The 11,460-nt window shown below is 45.4% G+C and carries 13 protein-coding genes and 1 pseudogene; 8 read left to right on the top strand and 6 right to left on the bottom strand.

The window, feature by feature from the left end:
* The first annotated feature begins 11 nt into the window (after positions 1-11).
* Positions 12-692, top strand: a pseudogene (locus tag NGM44_RS08825) (ABC transporter six-transmembrane domain-containing protein).
* Positions 671-874: a hypothetical protein gene (locus NGM44_RS08830; protein ID WP_253223302.1), complete on the top strand. Its 204-nt coding sequence runs from the start codon at positions 671-673 to the stop codon at positions 872-874. The pseudogene NGM44_RS08825 and the gene NGM44_RS08830 overlap by 22 nt, the downstream one beginning before the upstream one ends.
* Positions 875-921: 47 nt before the next feature.
* On the opposite strand, the gene NGM44_RS08835 is transcribed toward NGM44_RS08830, so the two are convergent.
* The 3 genes from NGM44_RS08835 to NGM44_RS08845 all read right to left on the bottom strand — a co-directional run bounded on the left by NGM44_RS08835 (position 922) and on the right by NGM44_RS08845 (position 3,446).
* Positions 922-1,254 (bottom strand): DUF3144 domain-containing protein, encoded by a 333-nt coding sequence (locus tag NGM44_RS08835; protein WP_253223303.1) that lies wholly within the window; start codon positions 1,252-1,254, stop codon positions 922-924.
* Between the two features lie 122 nt (positions 1,255-1,376).
* Positions 1,377-2,537, bottom strand: coding sequence for a methionine adenosyltransferase (gene metK / locus NGM44_RS08840; protein ID WP_253223304.1), 1,161 nt, complete (start codon positions 2,535-2,537; stop codon positions 1,377-1,379).
* Between the two features lie 237 nt (positions 2,538-2,774).
* Positions 2,775-3,446 carry a DUF2062 domain-containing protein gene (locus tag NGM44_RS08845; protein ID WP_253223305.1) on the bottom strand — a complete coding sequence of 224 codons (672 nt, stop codon included), beginning with the start codon at positions 3,444-3,446 and terminating at the stop codon, positions 2,775-2,777.
* Positions 3,447-3,742: 296 nt separating this feature from the next.
* Here NGM44_RS08845 and orn point away from each other — a divergent pair, with 296 nt between their 5' ends.
* From orn to NGM44_RS08870, 5 genes are all read left to right on the top strand, one after another.
* Entirely contained in the window at positions 3,743-4,330 is a 588-nt protein-coding gene (gene orn / locus NGM44_RS08850) for an oligoribonuclease (protein WP_253223306.1), read from the top strand.
* A 281-nt stretch (positions 4,331-4,611) separates the two neighbouring features.
* Positions 4,612-5,487, top strand: coding sequence for a pirin family protein (locus tag NGM44_RS08855; protein WP_253223307.1), 876 nt, complete (start codon positions 4,612-4,614; stop codon positions 5,485-5,487).
* Positions 5,488-5,598: 111 nt separating this feature from the next.
* Positions 5,599-6,324, top strand: coding sequence for a pirin family protein (locus NGM44_RS08860; RefSeq protein WP_253223308.1), 726 nt, complete (start codon positions 5,599-5,601; stop codon positions 6,322-6,324).
* Positions 6,325-6,334: 10 nt separating this feature from the next.
* Complete coding sequence (locus NGM44_RS08865) at positions 6,335-6,475, top strand: hypothetical protein (protein ID WP_253223309.1); 141 nt, start codon at positions 6,335-6,337, stop codon at positions 6,473-6,475.
* A 93-nt stretch (positions 6,476-6,568) separates the two neighbouring features.
* On the top strand, positions 6,569-7,366 hold the full coding sequence (locus NGM44_RS08870) for a transporter substrate-binding domain-containing protein (protein WP_253223310.1): 798 nt from the start codon (positions 6,569-6,571) through the stop codon (positions 7,364-7,366).
* Positions 7,367-7,417: 51 nt separating this feature from the next.
* On the opposite strand, the gene NGM44_RS08875 is transcribed toward NGM44_RS08870, so the two are convergent.
* Entirely contained in the window at positions 7,418-8,206 is a 789-nt protein-coding gene (locus tag NGM44_RS08875) for a UDP-2,3-diacylglucosamine diphosphatase (RefSeq protein WP_253223311.1), read from the bottom strand.
* Complete coding sequence (locus NGM44_RS08880) at positions 8,206-8,715, bottom strand: peptidylprolyl isomerase (RefSeq protein WP_371923487.1); 510 nt, start codon at positions 8,713-8,715, stop codon at positions 8,206-8,208. Before NGM44_RS08880 ends, NGM44_RS08875 begins: the two co-directional genes overlap by 1 nt.
* 213 nt (positions 8,716-8,928) lie before the next feature.
* On the opposite strand from NGM44_RS08880, the gene NGM44_RS08885 reads away from it, so the two are divergent.
* Complete coding sequence (locus NGM44_RS08885; protein ID WP_253223312.1) at positions 8,929-10,698, top strand: glutamine--tRNA ligase/YqeY domain fusion protein; 1,770 nt, start codon at positions 8,929-8,931, stop codon at positions 10,696-10,698.
* A 61-nt stretch (positions 10,699-10,759) separates the two neighbouring features.
* On the opposite strand, the gene NGM44_RS08890 is transcribed toward NGM44_RS08885, so the two are convergent.
* Positions 10,760-11,452, bottom strand: a complete 693-nt coding sequence (locus NGM44_RS08890) for a hypothetical protein (protein ID WP_253223313.1) — start codon at positions 11,450-11,452, stop codon at positions 10,760-10,762.
* Between the last annotated feature and the right edge of the window lie 8 nt (positions 11,453-11,460).

The raw sequence follows: 11,460 nt of genomic DNA on the forward strand, positions 1-11,460 counted from the left end.
TAGAACCGACCATGTTTCACACGCTAAAACACATTGCGATACAACATAAAAAACGCTTATTTGCGACCTTTAGCCTTGTATTTGCCGAAAATTTACTTTTGTTGCTTTATCCGCTGGTGGGCAGTTTTGCAGTCAATGCGGTGTTGGCAGGCAATTTATTGTCAGCTTTGGCGTATGCGTTGATGGTGCTGGTGATTTGGGCAGTTGGTTAGGCGCGGCGTGCGGTAGATACTCGTGCGTTTACTCGGATTTATAGTGAACTTGCCGTGCCTGTGATTTTAGGGCAACATCATAAGGGTTTTGATGTACCCACGACCACTGCTCGAGTGGCGTTATCAAGGGAATTTGTTAATTTTTTTGAACAGCATTTGCCAATACTCATCACATCTGCTTTTTCTATTGTTGGGGCGGTGGTGATGTTACTTTTGATTGAATTTTGGTCAGGTGTAGTGGCGTTGGGCATTGCCATGGTATTTGCTTTTATCTTGCCAAATTATATCAAGATGAATGATAAGCTGTATTTTAAGCTCAATTATCGTCTTGAAAAAGAAGTGGATTGTGTGGAGCGTGCCAGTCATCGAGAACTCTCCAAACATTATGGCTTAGTGGAAAAGTTACGGATTTTGATTTCCAATCGTGAAGCGGTGAGTTTTTGTGTATTGGTGTGGCGATGGCGATTTTGTTTGGCGTAACGCTCACCGTGCTAACGCTGAAAAATGGCGTAACGGCTGGGCATATTTATGCGGTGATTACTTATTTGTGGACATTTGCCATTAGCCTTGATGATATGCCAAGATTAGTGGAAGAATTATCTAAACTCAAAGATATTGGCAAGCGCGTGGAAGTAGGACGGGGTGAAGCGGTGGCGGTGTGATGGGTAATGTGCTGGGCAGTTTATAGCCCAACACATTGTACGATAAATCACTTTTCAGCTTTTGAGACATTGGTATATTGATCGAAATTCTCAATATACTGATCTAGGTTCTCTGACAGCATTTGTTGATATTTTTCGGTGTAAAACTTGATGATGTCGTCTTTTTCTTTGGCAAGATCGCTGCCTTTAACAAAGCCGATGCTTGCTGCTGATACCGCAAAGCGCGCTGCGGCATAGTTTAGGCTTGCGGCGACTTGTCCTGCGTGCGACTGTGGGCTCAGCTGACTGTTGGCAAGATTGATCACTTGATCAGCACGCTCAAAAAACGCATTCATCTGCGCTTGGAATTCTTCTTCGTTAAATTCTGGTTTGTTACTCATAATTTTTCCTAGTATTATCAATGGGTTAAATGACTTTTTAAAGATCAAATACAGCTTATAAAAAAGCCTTAGAACACGCTTATTCTAAGGCTTTTATCATGCTTAAGCAAGAGATTTACTGATTAAATCGCGGTGCGCAGCAGCTCAGCTTTATCGGTTTTTTCCCAAGTAAAGGCATGGTCTGAGCCTGTGCGACCGAAGTGACCGTAGCTGGCGGTTTGTTGGTACATCGGCTGCAATAGATCAAGCATACGCGTGATGCCATAAGGGCGCAGGTCGAAGTGCGCGCGGATTAGATCGACGATTTGTGCGTCACTGATTTTACCTGTGTTAAAGGTATTGACCGAGATCGAAGTCGGCTCAGCGACACCGATGGCATAGCTGACTTGTACTTCGCAGCGATCAGCAAGGCCTGCTGCGACGATGTTTTTGGCGACATAGCGACCTGCATAAGCAGCCGAGCGATCGACTTTTGATGGATCTTTACCACTGAATGCACCGCCGCCGTGACGCGCCATACCGCCATAGGTATCGACGATGATTTTACGACCAGTCAGACCAGCATCACCGACAGGACCGCCGATGACGAATTTGCCCGTTGGGTTGATGTGATATTGTGTGCCTGCGTGTAGCAGCTCAGCTGGGATGACTTTTTTGATGATTTCTTCCATCACCGCTTCATGCAGGTCAGTTTGGCTGATCTCTGGGCTGTGCTGAGTTGATAGCACCACCGCATCGACGGCAAATGGCTTGAATGCTGCATCATAATGCAAGGTGACTTGCGCTTTGGCGTCTGGACGCAGCCAAGGCAAAGTACCGTTTTTACGAAGTTCAGCTTGACGCTCCATTAAGCGGTGTGATAGCTGAATCGGTGCAGGCATCAGTACTTCAGTTTCGTTGGTTGCATAGCCGAACATCAAGCCTTGGTCACCTGCGCCTTGGTCTTCTGGGCGTGAGCGATCGACACCTTGGGCGATCTCTGGTGACTGCTTGCCGATCATGTTGATCACTGCGCAGGTTGAGCCATCAAAGCCAAGATCTGAATGGTTGTAGCCGATGTTGTTTACGGTGTCGCGGACGATGGCTTCGACATCGATGTTCGCGTGTGTGCTGATCTCGCCAGCTAATACCACCGCCCCTGTTTTTACCAAGGTCTCACACGCCACGCGCGCATCTTTGTCTTGTTCTAAGATAGCATCAAGTAGGGCGTCAGAGATTTGGTCTGCCATCTTATCTGGATGGCCTTCGCTGACAGATTCTGAAGTAAATACGGAATAATTCATAAGATTTTCACTATAAAAAAGAAGAAAAAAGTGTGCGATTCTGGTGGCTTTTTTAGGCTTGACAGAACAAATACCCACTCGCAAAAGGCTTGGTCTGAATCAATTATTCATCGATAAGAAAAATCTTTGGGTATTTGGCGGAAAATTATACTTGAAAAGTATGATAAAAACCAATGAAAAATTTTCATATAAAGATGAAAATGATTACGCTTACGGTTGTGAATGTGATGAAATTGATCAAATAGAAAAATCGTCAGAAGACTTGGCGGACTTTTGGGCTTGGACTTTTTCTTGTTCAGCGCGGGCTTTTTCGCGGGCTTTATGACCTTTTTGCTTGCTAAATCGCGGCGCTTTGGCGTTATAACCGTGGCGTGCTTGCCAGTCGCGCACCGTGCGATAATGCCAAAAAATCCGAAACGCCACGCCCAGCACAATACTGGTGATGATCGCAGACAGCACAAGCCCGACCACCATCGTTTGCCAAGAGAAAATCTTGTGATGGGTAAAGGGGTTAATAGCGTCGCTTGTCGTCACCCAAAGGGTTAAATCGCTTAAGATGATACCAATGCTGCGAATGCCGATCATCGGCTCACCAAGCAGCCATGCGCCAAGTGAATACGCCGCCCAAAATACAGGAATGCCTGTCAAAGGATTGGTAATCCATGTCAAAGCCACCGCCATCGGTACATTGGCACGCACAAGCAGCGCACCGATGATGGCAAGCGGCATCTGCCCTGGTAGTGGAAAAAACGCCGCCAACACGCCGACATATACCGCACGATTAAGCGAACCACGATTCATCTGCCACAGGCGCGGATCTGCCAAAAAAGGCGCAAACATCGCGATCAGGCGATTTTCACGCAGCTTTTCGGGGGTAGGCAGCCAGGCTTTGATTTTATTTTTTGGCATGAAAATCTGGTCGCGAGTAGCATGGATGGTTGATGATAAATTTAAGTCGCTGATTATAACAAAATTTTATAAAGATTTCGATGTTAAAGCGTGTGTTTTTGTAAGCAAGCGGTATCGAAAACTGTATCTGTTGCTACAATGATTTTTGCTAAGAGTATTTACCAAGCGTATTTGCTAAGATAAGGCGCGTGCCAGTTTGTCAATGTATCTGATAATCATCTGATGACTGCTTTTTAAATCATGGCGTATGCGTGCAAGCTGTGCTACAATGGCAAGGTTTGATAAAGGATAATTTCATGACTGACAAAATTAAAATCGCCACGCCAAAACCATCAACCAAAGCCAAAAAAGCCTTGATTTGGATTGACCTTGAGATGACAGGGCTTGATACCCAGCGCGATGAGATCATCGAGATCGCAACCATCGTCACGGATGATGATTTGAACATCCTTGCTGAAGGTCCCGTGCTTGCCATCAAGGTCAGTGATGTGGTGCTAAATGGCATGGATGACTGGAATAAGAACCAACACGGACAATCTGGTCTCATTGATCGCGTGCGCCGCAGTAAAGTGACGCTTGAAGATGCTGAAGTGCAGACCATTGAATTTCTGTCAAAGTGGGTGGATGCGGGCATCTCACCGATGTGTGGTAATTCCATCTGTCAAGATCGCCGATTCTTGGCGCGCCAAATGCCGAAGCTTGAGCGTTATTTTCACTATCGCAACCTTGATGTTTCAAGTATCAAAGAGCTGTGCTATCGCTGGCGTCCTGATGTGGCAAGCGGCTACCAAAAAGGCGGCGCGCATCTTGCCCTAGACGACATCCGCGACTCAATCCGCGAGCTGCGCCATTATCGTGAGCATTTTTTTAAGTTATTGGATTGATGGCTGTGCAATGAATCAACGGAACGCAGTGAGTGTGTTCCGTTTTTTATTTATAAATTGGTTTAAAAATCAATGACTCATCATCAGATTATCGATCAAGATTGCGTTTTTTTTCTTGAAAAATTACCCTGCCATCCTTATAGTATAATCACCGCTGATGATTTTATGGGTATCTGTATAATTATCCAAAGCGTGACAATGCCGAAAATCTACACATAATAAATGGCATATTAACATTATAATAAATTCATAATTAAATAATAATCAATAAGGAGCTTTCCATGACTACTGTCACCCACACCCGACAAGTCGAACAATTAAACAAAGGTATGCCAACTTCTGATGGTGCAGGCGTGAATTTGACGCGCGTACTGACGCACAATCTACAAAAACGCCTTGATCCATATCTGATGCTTGATCACTTCAGCAGCGATGACCCAAATGACTATATCGCAGGTTTTCCTGATCATCCGCACCGTGGCTTTGAGACCATTACCTTTATGATCCAAGGTCGTATGCTGCACCATGACAGCGCAGGGCATCGCGGACTACTCGAAGATGGCGGCGTGCAGTGGATGACGGCAGCGCATGGCGTGATCCATTCTGAGATTCCCCAACAAGAAAACGGTGTGATGGAAGGATTTCAGCTGTGGCTGAATCTACCTGCCAAGGATAAATTGAACAAGCCTTGGTATAAGGATTTTGCTAAGGCGGATCTACCGCACGCGCGATTGGATAATGGTGTGGATGTCACGGTGATTGCGGGTCATAGTCATGGTGTCGATGGCGCGGTGACGCGAGAAGTGACTGAGCCGACTTATTTGGATGTCAAAATGCCTGCAGGTACGCGTTTTGAGCAGCAGCTGCCAGATACGCACAATGCCTTTATCTTTGTCTTCCGCGGCAGTGTCAGCATCAATGGTAAAAAAGTTGCGCTTGATACCATGGCGATCTTGGCAAATGATGCAGGCAGTGATGGCGTGGTCATCGATGCAGATGAAGACGCGCGATTCTTATTGATCGCAGGTAAGCCGCTGAATGAACCAATCGTCCAATATGGTCCATTTGTGATGAATACCGAACAGCAAATCATCGATGCGATGAATGATTATCGCGCAGGCAGATTGGGCGAAAAAGCCGATGTGATGGCTGATTAAACCATCCGCATAAGTTGTCTATATTAATAAGATGAATTAAAAAATTTTCCGTTCAAATATAATCTTATCATGTGAATTTGGGCGGAAAATTCATACACAAGGATCACCAAGATGAGTGATAATATCTTAAAGCCGCGTGAAGCACTGCTCAATGAAGGGCTGTATGTCAATCGCGTATTGCCGCAGCGTGGTCGTCGCACGATTGGCGCGTGGTGCTTTTTGGATCATTTGGGTCCAACCAAGTCGGATAAGCCACTGAATGTCGGCGAGCATCCACATACAGCACTACAAACCTTTACTTGGATGATCTCAGGTGAGACGCTGCATCATGACAGCTTGGGCAATGCCAATACCGTAGGTCCAGGTGAGATCAATATCATGACGGCAGGGCATGGCATCGCACACACTGAAGTGAACGCGCCGAATAGCACGGGCGATATGCACGCGGTGCAGCTGTGGATCGCCTTGCCGCCTGATCGCTATGATGGCGCAGCGGATTTTCAACATTTATCACAGCTGCCTGTGTGGACAGATCAGGGTGTGACGCATACTTTATTGGTTGGTGAATTTGCTGATCAACGCTCCGCTGCTAAGGTCTATACGCCGCTTGTGGGTCTAGATCTACACAATGACAGCGATACGGCGCAGATGCTGACTTTGCCATTGAATACTGAGTTTGAATACGGTATATTTGTCAGCCTTGGCGAAGCGCAAGTGGTGGATAGTACTGTGCCGATGCATCATCTGTATTATCAGCAAGCAGGCGCGAGTACACTTACCATCAGCTTGCCTGCTCATGCGCGTGTGCTGCTGATCGGTGGCGTGCCGATTGATTAATCCTGTGACTATGTGGTGGAACTTTGTCGGTCCTGATAAGGGCTATATTGGCACGGCATTCGGTGATTGGCAAGCACAAAATGCACGCTTTGCCCCTGTAGTAGATGCGCCGTATCGCTATGACGCGCCGCGTCCGCCGTGGGTCGATTAATACAAATTATGCAAAAGACGAAAATTGATGGTTTTCGTCTTTTTTATTTTTCGTTATAATGCTATTTCAATTTATCAACCAATGGAGTGTAGGGTGAAAAAACTGTTTACCTCAAGCATGGTGGCTGCAGCGGCAAATCTTATGATAGCACCAAGCGTGCAAGCGCAGACGAGTGCGATGCCTGATACTTTGGCGCAGGTCATGAAGACTAAGACTTTGCGCGTGTGTTCACCAGGCGATTATAAGCCGTTTAGCTTTGATCATCAGGGTAAGTTTGAAGGTGTGGATAATGACTTGGTTGAGCTGTTGGCAGACAGTATGGGTGCAGAAGTTCAGATGGTTAAGACCAGTTGGTCAAATCTGATGAGTGATTTTACCGCGGGTAAGTGTGATATTGCCATCGGTGGTATTTCGATTACTTTACCACGACAGCAGCAAGCCTTGTTTAGCGTACCATATTTTACCAATGGCAAGACGCCACTTGTACGCTGTGAAGATGTCTCAAAATACCAAACCATTGATCAGATTAATCAGCCAACTGTGCGCATCGTAGCCAATCCTGGCGGTAGTAATGAGAACTTTGCTCGCACTGTTTTGACCAAGGCAAAACTTACGATGCATCCTGAAAATTTGACGATTTTTAATGAAGTGGCTGAAGGTCGTGCGGATGTATTTGTCACTGAAGCGGCAGAAGCCATCGTCAAGACCCATGAGCATAAAGGCGTGCTGTGTGCTGTCAATCCTGATAAACCACTAAAACCTGCCCAAAATGGCTGGTTGATCGCCAATAATGATTTTCGCTTTAAGGCGTATGTTGATCAATTTTTACATCTTGAAAGACTATCAGGCAATCTTGATCGCGTGATCAGTAAGTGGTTGCCAAAGGATTGATTATCCTGATGAAAACAAAAAAGATTGGTGAACTTGCCAATTTTTTTATCTCTAAAGCCTTGCCAAAACCAGTGCATCATCCACCAAAAGCCCAATTTCAGCGCTAACTACTTGCCTATCATCGCGCCAGTCACCCAGTACCGTGCGGACTTTGTCATCGGCATGATGCACGGCAGGGCGGTGGGTATGACCGTGTAATAGTGCATCACAGTCTTTTAAGGCATGGCTTACAGCATCGTTATTGACATCCATGATTATGGCGGATTTTTGGCTTTTGTCATTTTTTGATTTATCTTTAATATCTTTGCCAAGTTTTTCGCGTATGGATAAGGGAAGCTTGAGCAGTAGATAACGCATGAGCGGATGGCGGATGATGGCGCGGTATTGCTGATATTTGACATCATCGGTACACAGCGCGTCGCCATGCTCTAGGCGAATGCGTGCTTGCGGGGTATTGATATAAAAAGGCTCGGCAATGATAGCACCGCCAAATAATTTGGTGAGTTTATCAGACAAAGCAAAATCACGATTGCCATGCATGACTAAGATTTGCACCTTTTTGTCAGACAGTTTTTTTAGGGCTTTGATGATGGGTGTGAGCCAATGCGTGTCTTTGGTTTGTTTATCCAAGCTTAAATAAGCATCATCACCGATCCAAGCATCCAACCAGTCGCCAAGAATGTATAAGCTGTTCAAATTCGGCAGGTGGCACAGATCTTCAATCAGGCGAATAAATGCCGCTGCAAGCTTGGGCGTATGTGCTGATAAGTGCAAATCACTAACAAAAACCGCCTGAATTTCAGACGGCTTTGTGGTGAAATAATAATCAGCGCTGTGCATTATTTCTTAATAACTTTAGCGCTGTTGATCACGATCGGTGTGGTCGGTACATCCGCGTGATAGCCGAAGCGACCAGTTGGAACGCCTTTGATTTGGTTCACGATATCCATACCATCGATGACGCGACCGAATACGGCATAGCCCCAGCCTTGTGGTGTTGGGCTGGTGTAGTTTAGAAAATCGTTGTCGCGCACATTGATGAAAAACTGTGCAGTCGCTGAATGCGGATCGGAAGTGCGCGCCATGGCGATTGTGCCAGTATCATTTCTTAGACCGTTATCCGCTTCGTTTTTGATCGGCGTGCCAGTGCGCTTTTCTTTCATCTCGCTGTCCATACCGCCGCCTTGGATCATGAAGCCGTCGATCACACGGTGGAAAATCAAGCCATCATAATGACCAGACTCGACATAGTCGATGAAGTTGGCGACCGTTACAGGTGCTTTTTCGGCGTTTAGCTCGATGACGATGTTACCATAAGTGGTGTCAAATTCTACAATTGGCATATCCATGACAAATCCTTAAAGTGAGTGAAATTTTGGCTATTATAGCACAGTTGTCTGATAAATATGGGGATGATTTTATCGATTTCAAAGGGTTTCAAGGATAAATCTGCCAAGAAATGGCTGATGAAAATTGCTGATTAAACAGATGAAAAATCATGCCAATTATGCTAAAGTATCAAGGTTTATTTTGTATTGATTGATAATAATTTGGACACAGATATGACCACTGCTAACGAGCTACCCGAAAAAAACGATTTTATCCGCACCATCATCCGTGATGACCTGCAATCAGGCAAGCATGAGAGCATTTTGACCCGTTTTCCACCTGAGCCAAATGGCTATTTGCACATCGGCCATGTCAAGTCGATTTGCCTAAATTTCGGCGTGGCAGGCGAGTTTGATGGTGCGTGCAATTTACGCTTTGACGACACCAACCCAACCGCCGAAAAACAAGACTATGTCGATGGTATCAAAGAAGATGTCAAATGGCTTGGCTTTGACTGGGCGGGTGATGTGCGTTATGCATCGAGCTACTTTGATCAGCTGCACGCTTGGGCGGTACAACTCATCAAGCAAGGGGATGCTTATGTCGATCTACAAAGCATCGATGAAATCCGCGCCAATCGTGGCTCATTCACCGAAGTGGGTAAGCCATCACCGCAGCGTGATGAGAGTGTGGAAGTGAATTTGGCTCGTTTTGATGATATGAAAAACGGTAAATATCCTGATGGCGGTGCGGTACTGCGTGCCAAGATTGATATGGCACATCCGAACATGAATATGCGTGACCCTGTCATCTATCGGGTGATGCACGCTCATCACCATCAGACAGGCGATGACTGGTGCATCTATCCGATGTATGACTTTGCCCATCCTTTGTCTGATGCGCTTGAGGGTATTACGCACTCGCTGTGTACGCTAGAGTTTGAAGATCATCGCCCATTTTATGATTGGGTGATTGAGAAAGTGGGCTTTGATAATCCGCCGCATCAGTACGAATTCAGCCGTCTAAACATCGATCATACCCTGACTAGTAAGCGTAAGCTGAAGCGTTTGGTGGATATGGGTGCGGTGTCAGGCTGGGATGATCCGCGTATGCCGACCGTGGCCGGTATGCGTCGCCGTGGCTATACGCCTGAAGGCTTGCGTGATTTTTGTGAGCGTGTGGGCATCACCAAGTCTGATGGCTTGGTGGATCATCGTATGCTTGAGTTTAGCGTGCGTAAATCGCTCGAAGACACCACCGCTCGTGGCATGGCGGTATTGCGTCCCTTGAGGGTCACCATCACCAACTTTGATGAAGCGGTGGCAAAATTTGCTGAACTCAAAAACCCAAAAACCGTCGCTGACTTTGATGGTGAAGTGCTATGGCTCACCCAGCCAAAGCATCCGTCCTTGGAGATGGGCGAACGCCGTATTCCATTTACCAAGACCATTTATATCGACCAAACCGACTTTGAAGTCGTGCCACCAGCAGGCTACAAGCGTCTATCGCCAGAAAATCCTGAAATCCGCCTGCGTAATAGCTATGTCCTAAAGGTCAATGAGCATAAGCTGGATGATGCAGGTCAAGTGGTTGAGCTGATTGCTACTATTGATGAAAATACACTGGGTAACAACCCAGAAGGTCGCAAAGTCAAAGGCGTCATCCACTGGGTATCAGCCAGTCATGGCGTCGATGCGGTGGTGCGTCTGTATGAGTATCTACTGCTCGAAGATGATGAAATCAGCGATGTCAGCCTACACGAAAAAGAAATCATCGATGCCGACACCGATGCTGATACACTATGGATTAAACAGCATCTCAATCCAAACTCACTCACCATCTGTCAAGCGGTGGTCGAGCCTGATTTGGCAAAAGCGGCGGCAGGCGAGCGTTTCCAATTCGAGCGTGAGAGCTACTTTATCGCTGATGCCATTGAGCACAATGCCGACTTGCCAGTATTTAACCAAATCGTCGGGCTAAAAGACAGCTTTAAGCTTGAATGATTATTTTAATTGTCAAAACCCCCAATTGTGATTGGGGGTTTTCTGTTTGGTGGCAATTAAGCTAAAACCCACGTTGGGCTTTATATTTGGTCAGGATTTCATTAAGTTGCGGTTCAAACTTACTGATATATTCATTTGTTAATCCTATAGTACCGCTTGGATGTGGAAAGGTTACAGTATGACAATGCTCAAAATCCTGAAAAATCACTCTAAATTTTCTACCACTTGTTTCTGCGGTTACTGATTTCCTACCAGCGATGGATTGACCTAAAATATTTTCAATTTTTGATAAATTATCTGGTTTATTAATGAAGTCAGAATTTCTTACACCCATGAATAAAATAAGACTAGGCTTGAGTTCTTTTAATAGCTCAACAAAGTTATCAAAGCCACTAGCAATTACATCGTAGTCCTGAACATGATTGCTTTGTGTATTTGAGAGATTGGTTTGCATAATGCTTTTGGTAAAGTCATCCCCTAAGCCATCGTGATTTAATGGATGTCCCCACAGTCTAAACCATGTAGCAATACGACTGTCATAAGGGAAAGAATATTTACCTAAAAATGGTTCTTTATTGGCAAATGTAAATGTAACTTCGTCTTTATTGGGATGTGAGATTTTTTGTGTTTTGTTAGCTTCATATTTTGCAACATCTGCTTTTGATTCCCCATGCTCATAACCGCAAATCAATATACCATTTTGGTCATTAAATCCTTTAAAAATACTATTGCCTAAATTAAGGTGTGCAGACATAATAAAAT

The sequence above is a fragment of the Moraxella sp. FZFQ2102 genome (assembly GCF_024137865.1).
Taxonomy (GTDB): domain Bacteria; phylum Pseudomonadota; class Gammaproteobacteria; order Pseudomonadales; family Moraxellaceae; genus Moraxella.

Coding starts and splice junctions, on each gene's coding strand:
- NGM44_RS08830 (WP_253223302.1), top strand. CDS start 671: ATGGCGATTTTGTTTGGCGTAACGCTCACCGTGCTAACGCTGAAAAAT.
- NGM44_RS08835 (WP_253223303.1), bottom strand. CDS start 1,254: ATGAGTAACAAACCAGAATTTAACGAAGAAGAATTCCAAGCGCAGATG.
- metK (WP_253223304.1), bottom strand. CDS start 2,537: ATGAATTATTCCGTATTTACTTCAGAATCTGTCAGCGAAGGCCATCCA.
- NGM44_RS08845 (WP_253223305.1), bottom strand. CDS start 3,446: ATGCCAAAAAATAAAATCAAAGCCTGGCTGCCTACCCCCGAAAAGCTG.
- orn (WP_253223306.1), top strand. CDS start 3,743: ATGACTGACAAAATTAAAATCGCCACGCCAAAACCATCAACCAAAGCC.
- NGM44_RS08855 (WP_253223307.1), top strand. CDS start 4,612: ATGACTACTGTCACCCACACCCGACAAGTCGAACAATTAAACAAAGGT.
- NGM44_RS08860 (WP_253223308.1), top strand. CDS start 5,599: ATGAGTGATAATATCTTAAAGCCGCGTGAAGCACTGCTCAATGAAGGG.
- NGM44_RS08865 (WP_253223309.1), top strand. CDS start 6,335: ATGTGGTGGAACTTTGTCGGTCCTGATAAGGGCTATATTGGCACGGCA.
- NGM44_RS08875 (WP_253223311.1), bottom strand. CDS start 8,206: ATGCACAGCGCTGATTATTATTTCACCACAAAGCCGTCTGAAATTCAG.
- NGM44_RS08880 (WP_371923487.1), bottom strand. CDS start 8,715: ATGGATATGCCAATTGTAGAATTTGACACCACTTATGGTAACATCGTC.
- NGM44_RS08885 (WP_253223312.1), top strand. CDS start 8,929: ATGACCACTGCTAACGAGCTACCCGAAAAAAACGATTTTATCCGCACC.
- NGM44_RS08890 (WP_253223313.1), bottom strand. CDS start 11,452: ATGTCTGCACACCTTAATTTAGGCAATAGTATTTTTAAAGGATTTAAT.